The organism is Bradyrhizobium sp. CCBAU 53340 (assembly GCF_015291645.1).
In the GTDB taxonomy this organism is placed as follows: Bacteria; Pseudomonadota; Alphaproteobacteria; order Rhizobiales; family Xanthobacteraceae; genus Bradyrhizobium.
Window position 1 is genome coordinate 7,115,362 of sequence record NZ_CP030055.1, and the last position, 22,696, is coordinate 7,138,057.

Consider the following 22,696-nt stretch of genomic DNA (forward strand, 5'->3'; position numbering starts at 1 on the left):
TTGCTGCGGCTACAACCTGATCGTACCGTTCGCGATCTGCGCAAACATCCAGGCATCGAGTGCGACATAGCTTGCGGATTTCAGATCGAGCATGAACATCGGATCCGTCACCGCGCCCGGGTCAAAACCTTCGCGAGCGAGCTCGCCCTTCTTCTGCTTGAACGTCTCGGTCGCGTCGAGCTCGCGTGAGATGCGGATAAAGACCGGGCGGGCATAGGCGGGCAAGCGCGATGCGAGATGCGCGGGCAACGCCGCGACATCGAATCCCTCGTTCACGACGATTGCGCTCATGCCGGCGCGGCCGTCGGCGCCGGGGATGCTGACGCCATAGGTGGTGGCATCGACCACGCCAGTGAAATCGCGCACGGCATCGTTGACCTCCGAGGTCGCGACGTTCTCGCCCTTCCAGCGGAAGGTGTCGCCGATCCGATCGACAAAATGGAAGAAGCCCTTGTCGTCGAGCCGCATCAGATCGCCAGTGCGGAACCAGGCATCGCCCTTGGCGAAGACGTCGCGCAAAATCTTCTTCTCGGTCTCACCGGCGTCGGTATAGCCCTCGAAGCGGCCACCGCCCTCGTCCGCCTTGCCGATGCGGCCGATGGCTTCGCCCGCTTCACCGCGGGTACATGCGATGCAAAATCCCTCTTCGTTGCGGAGCGGCGTGCCGCTGCCCGGATCGAGCTTGACGAGCCCTGCAGGAAAGCGATGCGCCAGCAGCGGCGGGATGCGGCCGATGGCGCCCGGCTGGCCCTCGACATTGAACAGCGAGAAATTGCCCTCGGTCGCGGCATAGAATTCGAGAATGCGGGGAATGGCAAAGCGCGACTGAAAATCCTCCCAGATGTCGCCGCGCAGGCCGTTGCCGCACGCCAGTCGCAGCTGATGGCGGTTCTCATATTCCGACGGCGGCGCCTTGAGCAGGTAACGGCAGAGCTCGCCGATATACTGGAACAGCGTGCACTCGTGGCGCACGACGTCGGGCCAGAAGTTCGAGGCCGAGAACTTTTCCGCGATGACCACCGTCCCGCCGGCAGCGAGCATGCTGCACGGCGCGACGACGCCGCCAACCGAGTGGAATAGCGGCAGACAATCATAGAGCCGGTCCTGCGGCGTCGCGCCGGTGAGGCCGGCAAACCAAAAACCCCAGTTGAGGATGCGGCGATGGCTGATGCTAGCGGCCTTGGGCAGGCCGGTGGTGCCCGAGGTAAAGATCAGCAGGGCGCGATCATCGATCGTGACGTCGCCGCGCTCCTCCGGCGACAGCCGCCCGTCGTCGAGCGCGGCGAGCGCAATATCGATCGCACGCTCGCTGCGGGCATCGCCATGAGTCCAGATCTTGGCTTCGGTCTTCAGATGCGGTGTTGCGCTCTCCAGCGTCTCCGCAAGCCCATGCGCGACGATGATGTGCGCGGGCCTGGCGACGTCGATGCAATGCGCGAGAGATGTTCCGACAAGCCTGGTGTTGATCAGCGCCACCGCACCGCCGATTCGGCTGATGCCGAGCCAGGCTGCGACATAATCGACGCCGTTCGGCATGATCAGGCCGACGGTAACGCCTTTGCTCACACCGACCGAGCGCGCCCAGCGCGCATAGCGGTTGATACGTCGCGACAGACCATCGTAGTCGAGCGTTGCCTCGTCCACGACCAGCGCGACGCGGTCGGGCTGGCGCCGCGCCCAATCGTCGACGACGTCCGCGAACAAGCGGCCCGGCAGCGTCTCGATCCGCGCGGTCAACTCGATCGCCTTCAGCCAGATCTTTGAGGCCGAGGGCGCGCGCGCGGCTTTGGGTTGCTCGATGACGCCAGTGGTCATGCCGTTTGTTCTTTCGGACGGTATCTGCTTGTTCCGGCAGCTTAGCCCGCACGCCCTGCCCAGGTGTTAAGAGACAAGGTAAAACGCGGTTAGCTCCCGATTAACTGCAATCATCCTTTACCAAGCCGATCGGAACGACGTGCGGGTTGGTGTAATTCTTGCGATAGCAATTCCACTCATTCGGGCGCGCCATGCGCGTCCTCTCGCTCTGCGAGCAATGAACTGGAGGCCACGATGATCACCAGGCGACATTTCCTTCAGACAGCCGCGTGCGTCGCGGCCACGCTCGCCGCTCCGCGCGCCTTTGCGATCGGCAATCCGTCCTACCCGTCGCGCAGCGTGAAATGGGTGGTGCCTTACGCGCCGGGCGGAGCCACCGACGTGCTGTCGCGCCTGATCTGCCAGCGCTTGTCCGAACGGCTCGGGCAGACCTTCGTGGTCGAGAACAAGCCCGGCGCCGGCAGCAATATCGGCACCCAAGCGGTGATCGCGTCCGCGCCGGACGGTTACACGCTACTGCTGACCTCGACCGCGAATGCGATCAACGCTTCCTTCGATCCAGCACTGCCATACGACTTCGCCAAGGGCATCACGCCGGTTGCCGGCGTTGCGCGCATTCCGCTGGTGCTGGTCGTCAACAACGATCTGCCCGTGAAGAGCCTCGCCGCCTTCATCGCTTACGCCAAGGCCAATCCCGGCAAGATGTCGATCGCCTCTTCCGGCATCGGCACTTCGCTGCATCTCTCCGGCGAGCTGTTCAAGTCGATGGCCGGCGTGCAGTTCACCCATGTGCCGTATCGCGGCTCGGCGCCGGGCCTGACCGACGTGATGAGCGGTCAGATCCAGGGCATGTTCGACAACGTCACCTCGTCCTTCGAATTGGTGCGTGCCGGCAAGCTGCGCGCGCTCGGCATCACCACGCGCGAGCGTTCGGAGACCTTACCCGACGTGCCGCCGATCGCGGATACCCTGCCCGGCTACGAGACATCCTCCTTCTACGGCGTCGGCGCGCCCTACGACACGCCGCGCGAGATCGTCGAGCTCCTCAATCGCGAGGTCGACACGGCGCTGTCAGATCCGGCCATCAAGGCTCGCATCGCCGAGCTCGGCGCGATCCCGCTGCATGGCAATGCAGGTGAGTTCGGCGGCATGCTCACCGCCGAAACCGAGCGCTGGCGCAGGGTGGTCGAGCTGTCGGGGATCAAGAAGGAATAGGCCACGGCCGCCCCCGCCGGGACGAGTGATCGCCTGGCTTTAGCCAGTTCTCCTGTGGCGTGGCCGCGACGGCCGCCCGCTGACCGGATAATACGGATTGAGATCGCAGGTCGCGGCCTGGCCCGACGCGGTCGCACGACACTGCGACAGCGATGTGAAGGAGCAGTCATACCACTCCCCACCGCCGCCGCTTGCGCCGGAATAGACGTGCATGCAGACGGGAAAACGGGAGTCAAAGGTCTGGGCCTGTGACGGCACAGCCAGGAGCAATGCGCCGACCGTCACGACCAGAGCGAGCGGGCGGAAAATCAGGATGTCCGCCGAGATCCGCATCGCGGACCCTCAGTACGCCCTCTTGTGACGCCTGCGCGGCGGAGGCGGCGGAGGCGGCGGTTCATCGAAGGCGTAATAGGGATTGAGGTCGCAGCTTGCGGAGCGGCCCGCAGCCGAGGCATGGCATTGCGGCAGCGAGGTGAAGGAGCAATCGAAATAGTCGCCGCCGCCGCCGAAGCCGCCGGTCGTGAATATGTGCATGCACACCGGGTAATGCGGATCATAGGTCTGCGCGCTGGCATCTGCCGCCACGAACAGCGTTGCAATCGCGGTGAGAGTCAGAAGAGGCAGACGCATCGGATATTTCCTCGAATCGATGGTAACGGCACGCGTTATGCCATTTCGATATGGCACAACAACGCGGAAGAAGCGATCCTTCCTATTTATACCTCTCTCGCTTGTGACACGCACCAAAAACGATGCGACACAGCGCCGTAATGATCCGAAACCGCAAAGATGCTCCGTATCCGGCCTGCATTCAACGCATATCTCGCCGCGGACATTCTTCGACAAAGGTCGCAAGCGATTGGCGCAGGAATCCGTTCGCAGGCTTGGGCGAACCGACTAGTCTTCCACCCACAATGCTGGCCCCCGGACCAATGACGTTCCGGGGCAATCAACGAACATATGGGCTGAAGGAAACGCACATTCGCGCTCGGGCTCTCGAGCGCGGCTCCGCCCTGAGCGGGGAGAAGATGCGCGGGCCGGTCCGTGGTCTCAGGGCATGCAAGAGAGCATCTCGTCTCCGTTCATCCGCTACCCGATCGGCACCTCGCTGCTGATGGCCGGCATCCTGTTCGTAGGCCTGGTGGCCTACCCTCTGCTGCCAGTTGCACCGCTGCCGCAGGTCGACTTCCCCACCATCCAGGTTTCCGCGTCACTTCCGGGCGGCAGCCCCGAAACCATGGCCTCCTCCGTGGCGCAGCCGCTCGAGCGCCAGCTCGCACAGATCCCCGGCATCACGCAGATGACCTCGACGAGCTCGCTCGGCTCGGCAGCGATCACCATCCAGTTCGATCTCAACCGCCTGATTGACGCTGCCGCCAACGACGTGCAGGCTGCGATCAACGCCGCGAGCGGCCAATTGCCGAAGAACCTGCCCTCGCCGCCGACCTACCGAAAGGTCAACCCGGCTGATTCCCCGATCATGATTCTGTCGGCGACCTCGGATACGCTGCCGCTGACCACCGTCAGCGACCGCACCGACGCCCAGCTCGCGCAGCAGATCAGCCAGATTCCCGGCGTCGCCCAGGTGTTCGTCGGCGGTCAGCAGAAGCCCTCGGTGCGTATCCAGATCGACCCGGCCAAGCTGGTGGCCAAGGGATTGTCGCTGGAAGATGTTCGCAGCCAGATCGCGACCGCGACCACCGACAGCCCGAAGGGCAACATCGATGGCGCAAGCCGCGCCTACACCGTCTATGCCAACGACCAGCTGCTCGAGCCCAGCCAATGGCAGGATGTGATCATCGCCTATCGCAACGGCGCACCGTTGCGGATTCGCGACATCGGCGAAGCGGTATCGGGACCGGAGGACATGAAGACAGCGGCCTGGGCCGACGGCAAGCGCGGTGTCTTCCTGGTCATCTTCAAGCAGCCCGGTGCCAACGTCATCGAGACGGTCGACCGTATCAAGCAGAAGCTGCCGCGGCTGATCGCGGCGATCCCGCCCGCGATCAGCATCAAGACCATCAGCGACCGGACCATCACCATCCGCGCCGCGGTCGACGACGTCCAGATCACGCTCATGATCACCATCGGTCTGGTGGTGATGGTGATCTTCATCTTCCTGCGCAGCTTCTGGGCCACGATCATCCCGAGCATCACCGTGCCGCTGGCACTGCTCGGGGCCTGCTCGCTGATGTGGGTGTTCGGCTACTCCTTGGACAATCTGTCGCTGATGGCGCTGACCATCGCGGTCGGTTTCGTGGTCGACGACGCCATCGTGATGCTGGAAAACATCACGCGCTATGTCGAGCGCGGCGAAAATCCTGTTACCGCCGCCTACAAGGGCGCCGCCGAGATCGGCTTCACCATCGTCTCCATCAGCATCTCGCTGGTTGCCGTGCTGATCCCGCTGCTGCTGATGGGCGGCATCATCGGTCGCCTGTTCCGCGAATTCGCGGTGACGCTGTCGATGGCCATCTTCGTCTCCCTCGTGGTGTCGCTGAGCCTGACGCCTATGATGGCCTCGCGCTTCCTGCGTTCCGATCACGAGGCTCGCCACGGCCGCGTGTACCAATGGAGCGAGCGGCTGTTCGAGCGCCTGCTTGGCGCCTATGAGCGCGGGCTCGACGTCGCGCTGCGGCACAGTCTCATCACGCTCTGCGTCTTCTTCGCCACCGTCGCACTGTCCGCCCTGCTGTTCATCCTGATCCCCAAGGGTTTCTTTCCGCAGCAGGACAACGGGTTCCTCACCGCGGTGTCGGAGATGCCCCAGGACATCTCCTTTGCCGAGATGAAACGGCGGCAGGAGGAGCTCAATGCCATCGTACAGGCCGACCCGGCCGTCGATTCCATCGCGATGTTCATCGGCGGCGGCGGCACGGCGCTGAATTCGGGACGCATGTATGTCACGCTGAAGCCGATCGGGGAGCGCAACGCCAATGCGCAACAGATCATCGCACGGCTGCGGCCGAAGCTCGCCGAGGTCGAGGGCGCACGCCTCTATATGCAGGCTTCACAGGACGTCCGGCTCGGCGGCCGCGCCACCCGTACCCAGTTCGAGTTCACGCTGCAGGACGCCAATCTTTCGGAATTGAACGCGTGGGCGCCAAAAATCCTGACGGAGATGAAGGGACTGCCGGAGCTTCGTGACGTCGCCACCGACCAGCAGACCGAGGGCACGACGCTGCAGCTCACGATCAATCGCGACACGGCGGCACGCTATGGCATCCAGCCGCAGCTGATCGACGACACGCTCTATGACGCTTTCGGCCAGCGTCAGGTGACGCAATATTTTACGCAGACCAACAGCTATCACGTGGTGCTCGAGATCACGCCGGCGCTGCAAGGCAGGCTCGATACGCTCGACAAGCTCTACATCAAGTCCCCGCTGACCGGTGAGGAGGTCCCGCTCTCGGTCATCTGCAGCTGGAACAACGTGCCGGTGCGGCCGCTCGCGATCGCGCATCAGAGCCAATTTCCGGCAGTGACGATCAGCTTCAACCTCGCCGAGGGCGTTGCGCTCGGACAGGCGACCGTAGCCGTGATGCGCGCAGTGAGCGAGATGGGCGCGCCGCCGACGCTGTCAATGAGCTTCCAGGGGACTGCGCAGGCGTTCCAGCAGTCGCTGGGCACGGTGCCGATGCTGATCCTTGCCGCGCTCGTCGTGGTTTATCTGGTGCTGGGGGTGCTCTACGAGAGCTACATCCACCCGCTGACCATCCTGTCGACGCTGCCGTCGGCCGGCGTCGGCGCAATCGCGATCCTGATGGTCTCAGGCTTCGATTTCAGCCTGATTGCCCTGATCGGGATCATCCTCCTGATCGGGATCGTCAAGAAGAACGGCATCATGATGGTGGATTTCGCTATCGCCGCCGAGCGCGAGCAGCATCTGACGCCGGAGCAATCGATCCGCCAAGCCGCGCTGCTGCGTTTCCGGCCGATCATGATGACGACGATGGCGGCCCTGCTCGGCGGCGTGCCGCTGATGCTCGGTCATGGCACCGGCGCCGAGATCCGCCAACCGCTCGGCTACGCCATGGTCGGTGGTCTCGTCGTGAGCCAGGCGCTGACCTTGTTCACGACGCCCGTCGTCTATCTCTACCTCGACCGCTTCTCCAACGCGCTGTCACGCTGGATGGAGAAGAAGCCGGAGGCTGGGGTGGAGGTCGAGAGCGAAGAGCAGAAGGACGCCGCGGAGTGAGCCGGGCTGGCGTCAGCCCAGCCCCTGCAGCACCAGCCGGTTCAGCCTTGCCGCAAACGCAGCCGGATCCTCCGGCAGCTCGCCGTCCAGAATCTGCGCCTGTTCGAGCAGGAGCAGGCTGAGGTCATCGACCGTCTTGGAGCCGGCCTGCGCCCTGGTGATCGCCGTCACCATGGGATGGCGCAGATTGATCTCCAGGATCGGCTTGGTGCGCAAGCCGCGGTTCTGCTGCGCCAGGATGCGCTCGAGCTCGCGGCTCGGGCCCTGGCTGTCGGCGACGAGACAGGAGGCGGAACTGGTCAGGCGGGTCGAGGCCTTGACGTCGCTGACGCGCTCGCCGAGCGCTGCCTTGATCACCGCGATGGTGGCGGCCTCGTCCGCTGCGGGCTCGTCCTTCTTCTCGTCCTTCTCATCGACACGCGGGATCAGGTCGAGATTGAGGTCGCCCTGGCTCAGCGACTTCAGCGGCTTGCCCTCGAACTCCGATGGCATCGAAGTCCAGAACGCATCGACGGGATCGGACAACAGCAGCACCTCGATGCCGCGCGCGGCTGCGGCTTCCAGCCGCGGACTGGACTTCAGCCGCTCGATGCTGTCGCCGACGAGATAATAGATCTCGGTCTGGTTCGGCTTGAAATCGGCGACGACGTCCTTGAGCGCGCGCTTCTCGCCGGTCGTGGTGGTGAAGCGCGACAGCGTGAGCAGCTTTTCGCGGCGCTCGAAATCCTCGTAAATGCCCTCTTTCAGCACCGCGCCGAAGGCATCCCAGATCTTGGCAAAATTCTCCGCATCCTTCTCGGCGAGGCTTTCGAGCTCGTTGACGACGCGTGTCGCCACCGCCTTGCGGATCTGCGCCAGCTGCGGGTTGTTCTGGAGCATCTCGCGCGAGATGTTGAGCGGAAGATCCTCGCTGTCGACGACGCCGCGGATGAAGCGCAGATATCCCGGCAGCAGGTCGGCATCATCGGTGATGAAGACGCGACGGACGTAGAGCTTGACGCGGCCCTTGCGGTTCGGCTCGAACAAATCGAACGGCTTTGTCGAGGGCGCAAACAGCAGCACCGCATAGGAGTATCGCCCCTCCGCACGATAGTGCAACGTCATTGCGGGATCGTCAAAGGCGGACGCAATCTGCTGATAGGCCTTCTTGTAGTCTTCCGTCGAAAGCTCGGATTTCGAGCGCTGCCACAGCGCGCTCGCCGAGTTGATCTGGCGCGGCTCGCCTTCTTCCGGCACCAGTTCGATGGGAAACAGGATGTTGTCGGAATAGGCGCCGACGATGCGTTCGATCTCGTAAGTCTCGAGATATTTTTTCGCGTCGTCCTTCAAGTGCAGGACGATCTCGGTGCCGCGCACGACGCGCGAGGCTTCCTCATCGCTGGCGCGCGCGATCTCGAAGCCGGAGCCGCCCGATGACGTCCAGGTCCAGACGTCGCTCTCGCCGGCGCGGCGGCTGCCGACCACGATCTTCTCGGCGACCATGAAGGCGGAATAGAAACCAACGCCGAACTGGCCGATCAGGCCGAGGCCGTCCTTGGCCTCCTTCAGCTTCGAGACGAAGGCCTTGGTGCCGGAGCGGGCGATGGTGCCGAGATGGTCGATCAGCTCCTGCCGCTCCATGCCGATGCCGTTGTCGGCGATCGTGAGCGTTCCGGCCGCCTTGTTCGGGATGATGCGGATCTTGAGCGCGTCGCCCTCGCCCAGCAGGTCCGGATTGGCGATCGCCTCGTAGCGCAACTTGTCGCAGGCATCCGAGGCGTTGGAGACGAGCTCGCGCAGGAAAATGTCGGTCTCCGAATAGACCGAATGCACCATCAGGTGCAAAAGCTCGGAAACCTCGGCCTGGAAAGGCTGCGTATGCGTGGCCGTATCGGACGTCGTCATGCGTTTACCCGGTCAATCGGAAATGGAGAAAGCCGGGATATAACGCGGTGGGACAGGGGATCAAGTGGACGTGCAAAACCGCCCTCCCAAAAGGAGCGCGGTTTTGCACGGGGGCCGACGCGGATCAGGTCACGCAGCGGCCGGGTTGGAGCAGTTTGGCGACCTCGGTCAGGGAACTGACCATCGGCTCGCAGGCGATCGTCGGCTTGCGGCCAGGCTTCAGCATCGAGGGGGCGGGCTTGGCGTTGCCGGTCTCGATGACCGCGGGGACGCGGAGCAGCACCGACGTGTCGGGCAGGTCGTTCAGCCGCATCGAGACGGTGCGGGTGGGAACCGCCGCCGGCTTCAGGTCGGCGAGCCGGTCGGACTTACCGGTGCGGTTGACGTTGTGACCTGGCAGGTTGCGACCTGAGGTTCGGCCCGGCTGGTCGGCGACCGCCTCCCAGCGGTCGGCCAGATCATGGCCGGAAGCCAGTTGCACGGCGCCCACCTGAACGGCACCAAGCGTCGCGGCGATGGCGACGGCACCAAGAAAAACCTTTTGAATCTGTGACATGGCTGTCGGTCCCTCGCCCCATGGCGATCGCGGGAACAACGCGAGGGAAGGATCGGAGTTTCCCAGGCGTTAAGATCACTTAACCGTGTGCGAAAAAAAGCACCGCCTCAGAAAAATTTTGCAACCGCCTGGAACGACTCCCGCAGATGGGAGTCGTCTCAACAGCCGGCTATTCCCCCCTGCCCCATAAGCCGGCGACGTAGGGCGCGACTGTGGTGATGCCAGTCGCGCCTTACTTTTATCTGGGGCCAGCCTGTGACCCGAACCGAACTATGGGGTCTTCCCCGCTGAAGACGATTCAGGCCGCCTGAGATCCGCCGGAGGATAATTCGGCGCGAGCAGGCAATCCTGCATCCAGGGTTCATCATAACCAGCCGGGCCATCGGGGTCATATTTCCAGAGGCTGCCGGCGCGCGGCGGAGCGAGATCGCCGGCCGATATCTGAGGGTTCGTGTCCCAGTGAGCGGCCGCCCCGATGTCGGGTTCTGGGCAGCTATGCCCCGCATAGCCTGTATAACAACTCGCGACTGGCTTGGGTTCGCCATTCGTCACAACGCTGACGAGCCGTCGCTCGGTCGTATGCCCGCTGGTCCACTCCTCTCCGACGCTACAGACTCGGTCCTTGTGCTGGCGATGCGTGGCGATCCAGCAAGCATACTCCCAATGACCATAGCGCGGAGGCATGAAATCGCAGGGACCTTCATAGCCTGCGAACGGTCCACCGCCGTCCTTGGACGCGACTTTCCGCTGTAGCTCCATCGTGCGGATCGGTGCGTTGCCTTTCAAGAAACCGAGACGATCCTTCGTGACCTTCAGCAACACCTTGCGATCGTCGGGTTCTTCGTCTTGCTCTCCATCAATCCTCGGGACGCCGCGCGACCGCGCCTCGATCCATCGTCGTTGGCTGCGGATGAGAGCTTCGTGGAAGTCCGGGTCCGTGGTCCGACGCAGCAACGCGAAATAGGCGGCGCTCATCTCCTCGTCGGCCTGCTTCGCCTCTGGAAAAGCACAAATGAGCTTGTCCGCCTTCAGCGAGGCCTTGGCACAGTCCAGCGCATACAGAGGGGACGAAGAAACGACAGCGCAGGCGACCAAAGCCAGAGCGGAAACGAATGTCATGGCCATCCGCGGCTCACTTCGTCTTCCCCGCCAGCCAGTCCCGCCCCTCGCCATAGAGCTTCTCGACCTCGGGGCCGATGAGGCCGGGCATGTCGCGCTTGACCTTGTAGCCGATCAGCTCCTGCATGTAGGCGAGGTGGCGGTAGCCTTCGGGGAGCGCGGCGAGCACTTTTTGATCGAGTTGAAGCATCGCGGCGGGGTTGACCGGGTCGATCCGGTCCTTCTCGTAAATCGGTTGGCGGCGGACGATGCCCCACTGGCCCTTTCGCTTCTCCAGGAAATCGTAGAAGCGGCCGGTGCAGACGACATCGCAGAGCACGTCGTGCACCAAGGCACGCTGCGAGATCGTCATCTTGGTCTGCGCAATGGCCCGCTCGCCCGACAGGTCGATGCTGGTACCACCGAGGAAATGCAGGATGCGCACGCCCTTGGCAAAGCCCTCCTGGCTGACCCGCATGAACTCCCGCGCCGGCCCCTGAAACCAGGTGGCGGACATCCAGCCCTCTTCGTGCCAGACGGCGGCAAATCGCTCCCAATCGCCGGCATCGCGCCACACCGCCCAATTCTCGACGAGGTCGCGGATGGCGAGGCGATCGAGAAGTTGCTGATCCATGGGCGCGTCTCCAATTCAGTGCAATAAGCGAGGTATGAGCGGCGAACGCGACGCTCGTCAAGCAGACGCGAAAAATCCGGCGCGCCTCGCAGCACGCCGGATTGGATCGTCTTTGCCAGATGGACCGCGGCCTCTTAGGCCGCAGCCGCCTTGTTATGACGCGGCCACCGTCTTATGCCGCCGGCGCCTTTGGCGTGCGGTTGCGCGAGTTGCGCTGGAAGAACAGCGCCTGGCTCGCCACCGCCGACACCATCGCGGGCTGGAACGGCTTCGAGATCAGGAAGGCCGGCTCCGGGCGTTCGCCGGTGAGGAAACGCTCGGGATAGGCGGTGATGAACACGACAGGAACCTCGAAGGTGCGGAGCAGCTCGTTGACCGCATCGAGGCCCGACGAGCCGTCGGCGAGCTGGATGTCGGCGAGGATGAGGCCGGGCCGCTTGTTCTTGGCCAGCGCCACCGCGTCGGCATGGGTGCGCGCGACGCCCACGACATTGTGACCGAGATTCTTCACCAGGCTCTCGAGGTCCATGGCGATGAAGGTCTCGTCCTCGATGATCAGGACGTCGGTTGCGATCTCCGCCGCCATCTCGCGGCCGGCAGCATCGGCCAGGCGCCGCGTCTCGGCGACATCGGTTGCGAGGATGTAGGCGACTTCCTCCTCCGAGAATCCTTCGAGCGAGAGCAACAGGAAGGCCTGCCGCGGCAGCGGCGTGATGTTGGACAGTCGCCGCTCCGGCGGCATCGGCAGCGTCGCCACCTCGGCATCGTCATTCACGGAGACGGAATTCCAGATCTGGGTGAACAGCCGAAACAGGCCGGCCCGCGGCCCATGGGTCTCGTCGAGCACGCTGGGATCCCCGAGCATGGCTTCCAACATGGCTGCGACATAGGCGTCGCCGGAGGCCTGGCTGCCCGTCAGGGCGCGCGCATACCGGCGCAACAGCGGCAAGTGTTCAGCAACGAGCTGTGAACGGGACATCCCCACTCCATTCATCATCGGACCAACCTTGCAGAACCAGGCAACGTGAGGGGAGGCCCGGGTTCCCCTGCTGTAGCAGACTACGCCCCAGGACAAGAAAAGTTCCGCAGAGGTGGGAACTTTTTATCGAACCTGGAATTGTGCCTATCCAGGGAACGGCTCCCGGTTGAGAAAATTTCTCTATTTTGCAGTCACTTAACTCGGGGAAACGTGGAACAGGTCATGAAAGATCTCAAGTCTCAAGCCAGCAAAAGCACGACCCCCGGCAAGGGAGGGCTCACACCGGAGATCCAATCCCGGATTGGGCACCAATTGCGCGCCATGTACGACGACGTCGTACGGCAAGGGGTTCCGGACCGGTTCGCGGAGCTCATCAAAAAGCTTGATGCGCCGGGAGGCGGGTCCCAAAACGAGAATGGAGCTGGGGGCTCCAACGACAACCATGGGAGGGATTAATGCCTCTCACGAACTCCCTGCGTGACGACATCCTCGCGGCCGTGCCGAGCCTGCGCGCGTTTGCGATCTCGCTCAGCGGCAATGCGGACCGCGCCGACGATTTGGTGCAAGAGACGCTGCTCCGCGCGCTCGCCAACATCGATTCGTTCCAGCCTGGCTCCAACCTGCCGGCATGGCTGTTCACGATCCTGCGCAACCTGTTCCGCTCCGACTATCGCAAGCGGCGGCGCGAGGTCGAGGACGCCGAGGGCAACTATGCCAAAACACTGAAGACGCAGCCCTCGCAGAACGCCCATCTTGAATTCGAGGAGTTTCGCTCCGCGCTCGACAAGCTTCCGCAGGACCAGCGCGAAGCCTTGATCCTGGTCGGGGCCTCCGGCTTCTCCTATGAAGATGCGGCCTCGATCTGCGGCTGCGCGGTCGGCACCATCAAGAGCCGCGTCAATCGCGCCCGCTCCAAGCTCGCCGCGCTGCTCTATGTCGACGGCGCCGAGGACTTCGGCCCCGATGAGACCGTGCGCGCCGTGATCGGCGGCAGCGGCGGATAGCGCGTCAATCGACCCGGACGATGTGAAGGCGGCCGTTTACGCGGCCGTCCTTTCACATGTCTGATCAGTGGTCGACGAACGTCACCGTGTCAGCGACTGATGCGCGTGAGGTGCGGTAACTGTTGACCTTGTGCGCATGATCGGCATAGCCGAACGAGATGCCGCAGACGACACGGCGGTCGTCGGACAGGTTGAATTGGCGGCGTATCAGGCCGGAATGGCGCGCCAGCGCGGCCTGCGGAATCGTGCCTAGGCCGAGCGCCTGGGCCGCGAGCATGAAATTGCTGACATACGCCCCACAGTCGATCGCGCCATAGATGCCGAGCGGCTCGTTGGTGTGGATGATCGCGACGTGCGGCGCGCCGAAGAAATTGTAATTCTCCAGCGCCTGCTTGGCGTAACCCATCTTGTCGCCGCGTGGGATGCCGAGCGTATTGTAGAGCTGAAAACCGCTCTCGCGGCGGCGCTCAAGATAGACCCCGACATATTCGCGCGGCGGGGTGAAGTCATAATCGTCGCCAAGGCCACCTGAGGCCTCCTTGTAGATCAGCTGGCGGAAGCGTTCCTTGGCCTCGCCGCTGGCGATGATCACCTGCCAGGGCTGGCTGTTGCACCAGGACGCTGTGCGCTGCGCCGTCGTCAGCACATGCTCGATGGTGGCGCGATCGACCTCCTTGGGCAGGAAGGCGCGCACGGAGTAACGCTCGTTGAGGAGTTCTTCGAGCACGCCAATGCGGTCGTCGCTCGAGTAACGGGCATTGGGTACTTTGGCGTCCATCAGTTTGCTCGCTCTCGTAGGGTGGGCAAAGGCGCGACAGCGCCGTGCCCACCGACAGACTTACCTCAGAGCATCTGTATATGGTGGGCACGCTTCGCTTCGCCCACCCTAAAAGATGCGGCGAGAGTATAGATCACCGCCCCTTGGTCGGGATCTTGTTGTAAGGCACATCCTTGTCGACGCGGATGTCGCCCGGCAGACCCAGCACCCGCTCGGCGATGATGTTGCGCAAAATCTCATCGGTGCCGCCGGCGATGCGCATCGAGGGCGAGGACAGCAGCATCTGCTGGAATTGTCCGTGCACCGTCTCCTCATCGGCTCCGGTGAGGACGCCGGCCGCGCCCTGGAGGTCCATGGCATAAGTCGCGATGTCCTGCAGCATCATGCCCGAGACCAGCTTGCCGATCGAGTTCTCCGGTCCCGGCCGCTCGCCCTTCGACAGCGCGGAGATCGCGCGGTAGCTGGTGTATTTCAGCCCGCTCGACTTCACGGCCCAGCTCGCGAGCTTCGAGCGCACCGCGGGATCGTCGATCGCAAGCCCGTCCTCCAGCATCAGGTTCGAGCAGAACTCGAACATTTCAGGCACGCCGGTCGCGAGCCGCGCGCCGATCGACATGCGCTCGTTCATCAGCGTGGTCAGCGACACGCTCCAGCCTTCGCCGACGGCTCCTAACCGCTGGCTGTCGGGGATCACGACATCGGTGAAATAGACCTCGTTGAACTCCTGCATGCCGTTGGCCTGCTTGATCGGGCGGACCTCGACGCCGGGGCTCTTCATGTCCAGGAAGAACATGGTGAGGCCCTTGTGCTTGGGCACGTTGGGATCGGTGCGTGCGATCAACAGACCGTAGTCGGAATAATGCGCGCCCGACGTCCAGATCTTCTGCCCGTTGACAACCCAGACGTCGCCCTTCTTCTCCGCGCGCGTGCGCAGGCCCGCGACATCGGAGCCGGCGGACGGCTCGGAGAACAGCTGACACCAGATCTCCTCGCCCGAGGCGAGCTTCGGCAAATAGCGGCGCTTGGCGTCTTCGCTGCCCCAGGCCATCACGGTCGGGCCGCACATGCCCTCGCCGATCTGGAATGGCTGTGTCAGCTTGCCGTAGACGCCCTCTTCCTGCTGCCAGATCACGCGCTCGATCGGCGTCGCGCCACGGCCGCCATATTCCTTCGGCCAGTGCAGGCAGGTCCAGTTGCTTTCGAACTTCTTCTTCTGCCAGGCCTTGCCGACCTCGACCATGTCGTGCTTGGCAAGCCTGATGCGGCCGAGCGAGGATTTTGACAGCTCCTGCTCGAACTCCTTCGGCGCGTTGGCGGCGATCCATTTGCGCGCGGTCTCGCGGAATGCGGCTTCCTGCGGGGTGTCGTCGAAATTCATGGCGCTCTCTCCTCTCTCGTGCCCCGGACGCTGCGCAGCACGAAGTGATGCGCTGCTGAGCCGGGGCCCATTGTAGCTTTCTGGGTCCCGGCTCTGCGAAGCAGCACTGCGTGCTGCATCGCGTCCGGGACACGAACTCATCTTCCCCTCGTCGGGATCTTGTTGAACGGCACGTCCTTGTCGACCCTGATGTCGCCGGGCAGGCCCAGCACCCGTTCAGCGATGATGTTGCGCATGATCTCGTCGGTGCCGCCTTCGACGCGCGTGCCGGGCGCACGCAGCAGCATGGCCTGGAAACGACCGGCGAGTTCGGCATCCTCACCACTGACAACGCCGCTCGCGCCCTGCAGATCGAGCGCGTAGGTTGCGACGTCCTGGATCATCGAGCCCGCGACCAGCTTGCCGATGGAATTTTCCGGCCCCGGACGCTCGCCCTTCGACAGCGCGGAGATCGCGCGCATGCTGGTGTATTTCAGCCCGCTCGCCTTCACCGCCCAGTTCGCGAGCTTCGAGCGTACCGCGCGATCTTCGATCGCCGGGCCATCGTCGAGCATCAGGCTGGAGCAATATTCGAACAGTTCGGGGAAACCGGTCGAGACGGCCGCGCCGATCGCACTGCGCTCGTTCATCAGCGTGGTCAGCGAAACGTTCCAGCCGTCACCGACCTCGCCGAGGCGCTGATGGTCGGGGATGCGGACATTGGTGAAATAAACTTCGTTGAAGTCGGAGGCACCGCTCGCTTGCTTGATCGGCCGCACCTCGACGCCAGGACTCTTCATATCCAGGAAGAACATGGTGAGGCCTTTGTGCTTGGGCACGGTGGGGTCGGTGCGGGTCAGCAAAATGCCGTAGTCGGAATAATGCGCGCCCGAGGTCCAGATCTTCTGACCGTTGATGACCCAGTCGTCGCCATCCCTCTCCGCGCGCGTACGGAGCCCTGCGACGTCCGAGCCGCCGGCCGGCTCGGAGAACAGCTGGCACCACACCTTCTCGCCGGAGGCGAGCGGTGGCAGATAGGTGCGCTTATGCTCCTCGCGCGCGAACGCCATCATGGTCGGCCCGCACATGCCGTGGCCAATGATGAACATGCGGGAGAGCTGGCCGAACGGCCCCTCTTCCTGCTGCCAGATCACGCGCTCGATCGGCGATGAGCCACGGCCGCCATACTCCTTCGGCCAATGCAGGCAGGCCCAGCCGGCATCGGCCTTCTTCTTCTGCCAGGCCTTTGCAACCTCGAGAATGTCAGCGTTCTTGAGCACGGTGCGGCCGAGCGAGGATTTGCGCAGATCCTCCTCATATTGCTTCGGTGCGTTGGCGCCGATCCAGGCGCGCGCGATGGCGCGGAATTCGGCTTCCTGCGGAGTATCGTCGAAGTTCATGGTCTCATCTCTCGGTTCGTTCCCCGGACGCTGCGCAGCACGAAGTGATGCGCTGCAGATCCGGGGTCTATGCGGCCCCTGGGTCCCGGTTCTGCGAAGCGGCACTGCGTGCCGCATCGCGTCCGGGACACGCGTGGCTAGTTACGCCGCGTTCTTCTTGCGCATGCGGTCAATCAGCTGGTCTTCCCAATAGGTGAGGCTGCCGAGCCCGAGTGCCATCGCGTTGGCGCGGCGGTAGTACATGTGGCAGTCGAACTCCCAAGTGAAACCCATGCCGCCGTGAACCTGGATGTTGTTCTTGGCGCAGTGCTGGAACGCCTGCGTCGCGCTGATGCGCGCGGCGGCGGCGGCTTCCGGCAGTTCGGCGGCGTTGGTCGAGAGCGCCCAGGCGCCGTAATAGCTGTTGGAGCGCGCCAGCGTCGCCGACACATACATGTCGGCCAGCATGTGCTTGATCGCCTGGAACGAGCCGATCTGGCGGCCGAAGGCGATACGGTCGAGCGCGTAGTCGCGGCCCATCTCCAGCGCGCGGTCTGCACCGCCGACCTGCTCGAAGGCGCACAGAACCGCGGCGCGGTCGAGCACCTGGGTCAAGATGCTCCAGCCTTCACCGGCAGCGCCCAGCGGCTCGGCTTTAGCGTCCTTGAAAGTAATCTCGGCCTGCCCGCGGGTCGGATCAAGATTGGTGAGGCTTTTCACCTCGACGCCACCGGCCTTGAGGTCGACCAGGAACAACGAGATATCGCCATCGCGCCCGCTCGATCCCGTGCGCGCAGCAACCACTGCGAAGTCGGCGATCGCCCCGTCGGCCACCGGCTTCTTCACGCCGTTGAGCACGCCATTCGCGGCCGTCAGCTTGACGTTCTTCGGCGCTGGATTGCCCTTACCCTCGAACAGCGCCAGCGTGCCGATCGCTTCGCCCGAAGCGATCGCGGGCAGCCACTTCTTCTTTTGCGCGTCACTGCCGGCGATCAGCAGCGCCTCGGCGGCGAGGTAGACGGTCGAGGAGAACGGCACCGGCGCGTTGGCCCGGCCCATCTCCTCCGCGATCACGCAGAGTTCGAGATGGCCCGCACCCGCACCGCCGAACTCCTCAGGGATGGCGACACCGAGGAAGCCCATTTCTGCGAGGCCCCTCCAGAGCTCCTTGTCGTACGGCGCCTTGCCGTCGAGCACGACACGCACCGCCTTGGGTGAGCATTTTTCAGTGAGGAATTTGCGCGCCTGATCGCGGAGCTGTTTCTGGTCGTCAGAGAAATCGAAGTTCATGGCGGCTTACCCTTGCTTATTCATTGTTTTCATTGGTGCCGTCATTCCGGGGCGCGCGCAGCGCGAGCCCGGAATGACGAGGTGAGAGAGTTGCGCACTCATCGCAGCACGATCACACCCTGGTCCGGCTTGTCCGCATAGAGCCGCTCCACCAGCGCCGCGCGACGCTCGAGGCCGGCGCGCTGGTTGATATAGCCCTTGTCGGTGAGCTCGTTGCCGTCGATCGAAGGCGGCTCGGCCATCAGCATCGCACGCGCGATGATGCGGCTGCTGGCGCCCTCGCATTCCGTGTTGTGCGCTTCCAGTCCGCGCTTGAAGCAGGCGATCACCTCGGGATGCTTCACCGCGTCCTCGAAATTGAGATCGGGATTGCCGACGAGCTGGCGGCAGGCATGCAGGTTCGGCCAGGCAAGGAGCCCGATGAAGGCGCGATCCTGCCCCGCGACCAGCGCGTCATGCACGACGGGCGTCGCGGCGGCGATGGCGTCAGTGCGGAGCGATCCGACATGGACGAACGTGCCGGTGGTGAGCTTGAAGTCCTCGACCACGCGACCGGCAAAGATGATGCCTTTCACCGGATCGGCATCGTCAACGAAAATGCCGGCGTCTCCGATGCAGTAAAAGCCTTCTTCGTCGAACATCTTCTTGGTGAGATCGGGCTGGCCGAAATAGCCGGGCGTGACGTTGACGCCGCGCAGCCGCAATTCGTATTTCGAGCCGCACGGCACCATCTTCAACTCGACGCCGGGGAATGGCAGGCCGATCAGGCCGACACGTTCGGTGTCCCAATAGGTGCCGGTCGAGGTCGGCGCGGTCTCGGTCGAACCCCAGCCCGTGTAGAACACGATGCGCTCGCCGGTGGTCTTCACCGCGAGCGCCTGCATGCGCTCGTAGAGATCGTCAGGCAGTCGCGCGCCGCCATAGGCCATGATCGACAGATTCTTGAAGAAGGAGCGGCACAGCGCATCGTCCTTCTCCATCGCTGCCGCCAACGCAGCATAGCCGGCCGGCACGTTGGCGTAGTAAGTCGGCGAGATCTCGCGAAGATTCCTGATCGTCTCCTCGAGCTGTCCCGGCATCGGCCGGCCGTCGTCGATATAGAGCGTGCCGCCGTCCACCAGCACCGGGTGGAACGCGGCATTGCCGCCCATGGTGTGATTCCAGGGCATCCAGTCGAGCACCGTGGCGAGCGGACCGCCCGGCATCCGCGGCCGCACCTGCATCATCATCGCGGCATTGGCGCACATCATCTCTTGCGTATTGATGACGGCCTTGGGCATACCGGTCGAGCCCGACGTGAACAGCAGCTTGCCGACAGTGTCGGGTGTGATCTTTGCAATCGACGCGTCGACGTCGGCCGTCACCGGCGTGGCCGCAAGCTCGGCAAAGCTGACGCTCTTGACGCCCTCGCAGGGTCGGACGACGTGAACGACGGTGACGCCGGTAAGATCGAGCGCCTTCAGCGCCTTTTCGAACGTCGGGCCGTCCTGCACCATTACCAAGGCCGGCTTGATCAGGTCGAAAAGATACTTCAGCTTGACGTGATCATGGCTCATCAGCGAATAGGCCGGCGACACCGGAGCGGCTGGCGAACGGGCCTGCATCGCCGCCTGCGTCATCAGCGCATGCTCGATCGAATTGCCGGAGAGGATCGCGACCGAGCGGCCGTCAAGCTTGAGATTCAGCAGCGCCTGCGTCAGCGCATCGACCGTGCGCTTGGCTTCGCCATAGGACACCTTGCGCCACTCGCGGTTCGGGCCGCCGCGCTGCGCCAGCCAGATGCGCTCCGGCGCTTCCTTCGCCCATTTCGCCAGCGAAGCCGGAAGATGCTTCTCGTAAGCCTGCAGCGGAATGCGCGACTTCAGCACCAGCGTGCCGTCGGCGCGGCGCTCGACGTCGATGTCACGTGCCAGCCACTCGACCTTGCGAAAGGCGGGCTTTCCCATCACCGCCGCCGCGCTTCCACTCATTTTGCGTCTCCCGGAATTATCGTCCTTTGCGGATCTTTGTCGTTCAGCGTTTGATATAGACAGGCTTTCGCTTCTCAAGGAAGGCCCTGATGCCTTCCGAAAACTCTTCCGAGCGGCTGCACAGGACCTGATTGCGGTCCTCCATCGCGATCACAGCTTCCAGCGATCCGGCATCGACACTCATGTTGAGACATTCCTTTGACAGGCGCAGCCCCACGGGCGAGGTCGTCATCATCGCATCGACATAAGGCTCAGCCGCGGCATCGAGCTTGTCTTCGTCGACGACCTCCGAGACGAGCCCAACCGCAACGGCGCGCTCGGCTCCGATGAAGCGTCCAGTGAGGATCAACTCTGAGGCCACCGAGACGCCAACGAGCCGCGGCAGAAAATAGCTGGTGCCGATGTCGCAGCCGCCAAGGCCGAGCTTGATGAAAGCGCAGTTCATCCGCGCCGATTTGGTGGCGATACGGATGTCGGAGGCGAGTGCCAGCGCAAAGCCGCCGCCGGCCGCCGCGCCCTGCACCAACGACAGGATCGGCTGCGGACAGCGCCGCATCAGCATGACGATGTCGGCGATGCGGCGTTGCGAATCCAGGGATTCGGTGACGCCAGGCGGCTCCTGCTGCCCTGCGCGGCGCGCGATCGCCGCCTTGAGATCGAGGCCTGCGCAGAAGTTCTTCCCCGCACCCTTCAGCACCACAACGCGCGTATCGCGATTGCGCTGCAGGCCCTGGAAATAAACGTTGAGCGCATCGATCAGCGCAGGATCGAGCGCGTTGAGGCTGTCAGGACGATTGAGCGTCACCCGGTCGACGCCGTCGTCATGCTCGATCAGCAGCGGTTGGGACATGGGGCGCTCCTGCATCCGCAACGTTGGTGCTCTTCTTACCCTCCCCTAGAGGGAGAGGGTCGCTTCGCATGGAGCGAAGCGAAATGCGGAGCGGGGTGAAGGTCTCTCCACATCGAACACTGCCCGTGTTGAGAAATCACCCCACCCCGCTCGCGCTGCGCGCGATCGACCCTCCCCCTCCAGGGGAGGGTAAGAAAGTCCAGCGCCTACCGCGGAGCCATACGAATGGCGCCGTCGAGGCGGATGGTTTCGCCATTCAGCATCGCGTTCTCGACGATGTGCACCGCGAGTGCGCCGTATTCCTTGGCATCGCCGAGGCGCGAAGGATGCGGCACCTGGGCGCCCAGGCTCTTGCGGGCTTCCTCGTTCAGGCCCATCAGCAGCGGCGTGAAGAACAGGCCGGGCGCGATGGTGTTGACGCGAATCTTCTGGCTGGCGAGGTCGCGCGCAGCCGGCAAGGTCAGGCCGACGACACCGCCCTTCGAGGCCGAGTAGGCGATCTGGCCGATCTGGCCTTCATAGGCGGCCACCGACGCGGTGTTGATGATGACGCCGCGCTCCTCACCAACAGGCTCGATGGTGACGAGGCGCTCTGCGAACAGCCGCAGGCAGTTGAAAGTGCCGATCAGATTGACGTTGATGATGCGCGCAAACTTTTCCAGCGGGTAGACGCCGTCGCGACCGACGATGCGCTGCGAGCCGCCGATGCCGGCGCAGTTCATCAGCACGCGGGCAACGCCATGGGCGGCTTCCGCCTTCGCGATCGCGGCCTTGATCTGCTCTTCGCTGGTGACGTCGGCATGCAGCGCGATGCCCTTCACCTCGGCGGCGACCTTCTCGGCATTCTCCTTGTTCTGGTCGATCACGCCGATCTTGGCGCCCTTGGCCGCCATCGCGCGCGCGGTCGCTTCGCCGAGACCCGAGCCACCACCGGTGATGAGAACGGCTACGTCTTTCAATTCCATGACAAGCTACCTTTCCTTGGGCGTTTCTTCTCTAGACTTATGAGTGATGGCCGGATTATCCGGCCACGGCGGCTTCCTCGGCTTGCGTGAGGATGCCGCCGCAAATCAGCGTTTCCATGTGCTTGATGTATTGCCGGCAGACTTCGTCGGTGACCGGGCCGACGCCGGTTGCGCGAGACATCGCGTGCCGGCCGAAGAACAAATGATCGCAGGCGCCGATCAGGCTGGTGTAGAACAGCACCGGATCGGTTTGGCGGAACTCGCCACGGCTGACGCCTTCGTCGAGCAGGCGACGATGAAAGTCGAGCAGCGGCGCGACGAAAAATTTCGAGACTTCGTCCGCGGAGCCCGCGACGCTCTCATGCAGCAGATAATGAATCAGCCGGTTCATATAGGGGAACCGGTGATAGGCGCGGATGATGCCGCCAATGTGCAGTTTCAGCTTCGCCGTCGACGTGATCGGTTGCGCCAGCAGATATTCGAGATTGGACATTTCGGTCGCGGCATCCCGCGCGAGCAGGGCCAGCAGCAGGCCGTCCTTGTTGCCGAAATGATATTTGACCAGCGCGGCATTGGCGCCCGATTTCTGCGCGATGTCGGAGAGCGAGATCTCGATCGAGGAGCGCTCGATCATCAGCTCGCTGGCGGCCACGAGCAATTTCTCTGCCGTGGAATTTTTTCCGCTGGGGAGCCGGTTCGGTACGCTGGTAGCCACGGAGATCCC

At 63.7% G+C, this 22,696-nt stretch carries 20 protein-coding genes; 4 read left to right on the forward strand and 16 right to left on the reverse strand.

Going from position 1 to position 22,696, the window contains the following annotated elements; all coding sequences use genetic code 11:
• Positions 1-9 precede the first annotated feature (9 nt).
• A complete protein-coding gene (locus XH89_RS33730; protein WP_194464598.1) occupies positions 10-1,815 on the reverse strand; it encodes a long-chain-acyl-CoA synthetase in 1,806 nt (601 codons plus the stop codon).
• A 234-nt stretch (positions 1,816-2,049) separates the two neighbouring features.
• On the opposite strand from XH89_RS33730, the gene XH89_RS33735 reads away from it, so the two are divergent.
• Positions 2,050-3,030, forward strand: coding sequence for a tripartite tricarboxylate transporter substrate binding protein (locus tag XH89_RS33735; RefSeq protein WP_194464599.1), 981 nt, complete (start codon positions 2,050-2,052; stop codon positions 3,028-3,030).
• A gap of 39 nt (positions 3,031-3,069) precedes the next feature.
• Here the strand turns inward: XH89_RS33735 and XH89_RS33740 are convergent, their stop codons facing one another.
• Both XH89_RS33740 and XH89_RS33745 read right to left on the reverse strand, forming a co-directional pair.
• Positions 3,070-3,363, reverse strand: a complete 294-nt coding sequence (locus XH89_RS33740) for a DUF3551 domain-containing protein (protein ID WP_194464600.1) — start codon at positions 3,361-3,363, stop codon at positions 3,070-3,072.
• 9 nt (positions 3,364-3,372) lie between these two features.
• The gene (locus tag XH89_RS33745; protein WP_194464601.1) at positions 3,373-3,660 is read right to left on the reverse strand and encodes a DUF3551 domain-containing protein; all 288 of its coding nucleotides are present in this window, start codon (positions 3,658-3,660) and stop codon (positions 3,373-3,375) included.
• A gap of 427 nt (positions 3,661-4,087) precedes the next feature.
• Here XH89_RS33745 and XH89_RS33750 point away from each other — a divergent pair, with 427 nt between their 5' ends.
• On the forward strand, positions 4,088-7,228 hold the full coding sequence (locus XH89_RS33750) for an efflux RND transporter permease subunit (RefSeq protein WP_194464602.1): 3,141 nt from the start codon (positions 4,088-4,090) through the stop codon (positions 7,226-7,228).
• 12 nt (positions 7,229-7,240) lie between these two features.
• Here XH89_RS33750 and htpG read toward each other — a convergent pair whose 3' ends face one another.
• The 5 genes from htpG to XH89_RS33775 all read right to left on the reverse strand — a co-directional run bounded on the left by htpG (position 7,241) and on the right by XH89_RS33775 (position 12,379).
• Positions 7,241-9,112, reverse strand: coding sequence for a molecular chaperone HtpG (gene htpG / locus XH89_RS33755; RefSeq protein WP_194464603.1), 1,872 nt, complete (start codon positions 9,110-9,112; stop codon positions 7,241-7,243).
• Between the two features lie 124 nt (positions 9,113-9,236).
• Positions 9,237-9,668, reverse strand: a complete 432-nt coding sequence (locus XH89_RS33760) for a hypothetical protein (RefSeq protein ID WP_194464604.1) — start codon at positions 9,666-9,668, stop codon at positions 9,237-9,239.
• Positions 9,669-9,938: 270 nt separating this feature from the next.
• Positions 9,939-10,793: a lysozyme inhibitor LprI family protein gene (locus tag XH89_RS33765; RefSeq protein ID WP_246767691.1), complete on the reverse strand. Its 855-nt coding sequence runs from the start codon at positions 10,791-10,793 to the stop codon at positions 9,939-9,941.
• Positions 10,794-10,800: 7 nt separating this feature from the next.
• Entirely contained in the window at positions 10,801-11,400 is a 600-nt protein-coding gene (locus XH89_RS33770) for a nuclear transport factor 2 family protein (RefSeq protein WP_194464605.1), read from the reverse strand.
• 172 nt (positions 11,401-11,572) lie between these two features.
• Positions 11,573-12,379, reverse strand: coding sequence for a response regulator (locus tag XH89_RS33775; RefSeq protein ID WP_194464606.1), 807 nt, complete (start codon positions 12,377-12,379; stop codon positions 11,573-11,575).
• A gap of 222 nt (positions 12,380-12,601) precedes the next feature.
• Here XH89_RS33775 and XH89_RS33780 point away from each other — a divergent pair, with 222 nt between their 5' ends.
• Together XH89_RS33780 and XH89_RS33785 are read left to right on the forward strand one after the other, a co-directional pair.
• Positions 12,602-12,835 (forward strand): NepR family anti-sigma factor, encoded by a 234-nt coding sequence (locus XH89_RS33780; protein WP_194464607.1) that lies wholly within the window; start codon positions 12,602-12,604, stop codon positions 12,833-12,835.
• Positions 12,835-13,383, forward strand: a complete 549-nt coding sequence (locus tag XH89_RS33785) for a sigma-70 family RNA polymerase sigma factor (RefSeq protein ID WP_083513939.1) — start codon at positions 12,835-12,837, stop codon at positions 13,381-13,383. Before XH89_RS33780 ends, XH89_RS33785 begins: the two co-directional genes overlap by 1 nt.
• A 64-nt stretch (positions 13,384-13,447) precedes the next feature.
• On the opposite strand, the gene XH89_RS33790 is transcribed toward XH89_RS33785, so the two are convergent.
• The 8 genes from XH89_RS33790 to XH89_RS33825 form a co-directional block, all read right to left on the reverse strand.
• On the reverse strand, positions 13,448-14,161 hold the full coding sequence (locus XH89_RS33790; protein WP_194464608.1) for a nitroreductase: 714 nt from the start codon (positions 14,159-14,161) through the stop codon (positions 13,448-13,450).
• A gap of 133 nt (positions 14,162-14,294) precedes the next feature.
• Positions 14,295-15,539 carry an acyl-CoA dehydrogenase gene (locus tag XH89_RS33795; protein WP_194464609.1) on the reverse strand — a complete coding sequence of 415 codons (1,245 nt, stop codon included), beginning with the start codon at positions 15,537-15,539 and terminating at the stop codon, positions 14,295-14,297.
• Between the two features lie 137 nt (positions 15,540-15,676).
• Positions 15,677-16,918: an acyl-CoA dehydrogenase gene (locus XH89_RS33800; RefSeq protein WP_194464610.1), complete on the reverse strand. Its 1,242-nt coding sequence runs from the start codon at positions 16,916-16,918 to the stop codon at positions 15,677-15,679.
• A 141-nt stretch (positions 16,919-17,059) separates the two neighbouring features.
• Complete coding sequence (locus tag XH89_RS33805; RefSeq protein ID WP_194464611.1) at positions 17,060-18,187, reverse strand: acyl-CoA dehydrogenase family protein; 1,128 nt, start codon at positions 18,185-18,187, stop codon at positions 17,060-17,062.
• 98 nt (positions 18,188-18,285) lie between these two features.
• Positions 18,286-20,157, reverse strand: a complete 1,872-nt coding sequence (locus tag XH89_RS33810) for an AMP-binding protein (RefSeq protein WP_194464612.1) — start codon at positions 20,155-20,157, stop codon at positions 18,286-18,288.
• Positions 20,158-20,200: 43 nt separating this feature from the next.
• A complete protein-coding gene (locus XH89_RS33815) occupies positions 20,201-21,007 on the reverse strand; it encodes an enoyl-CoA hydratase/isomerase family protein (RefSeq protein ID WP_194464613.1) in 807 nt (268 codons plus the stop codon).
• 206 nt (positions 21,008-21,213) lie between these two features.
• Positions 21,214-21,972: an SDR family NAD(P)-dependent oxidoreductase gene (locus XH89_RS33820; RefSeq protein ID WP_128968562.1), complete on the reverse strand. Its 759-nt coding sequence runs from the start codon at positions 21,970-21,972 to the stop codon at positions 21,214-21,216.
• Positions 21,973-22,027: 55 nt separating this feature from the next.
• Entirely contained in the window at positions 22,028-22,630 is a 603-nt protein-coding gene (locus tag XH89_RS33825) for a TetR family transcriptional regulator (protein ID WP_246767925.1), read from the reverse strand.
• Positions 22,631-22,696 lie beyond the last annotated feature (66 nt).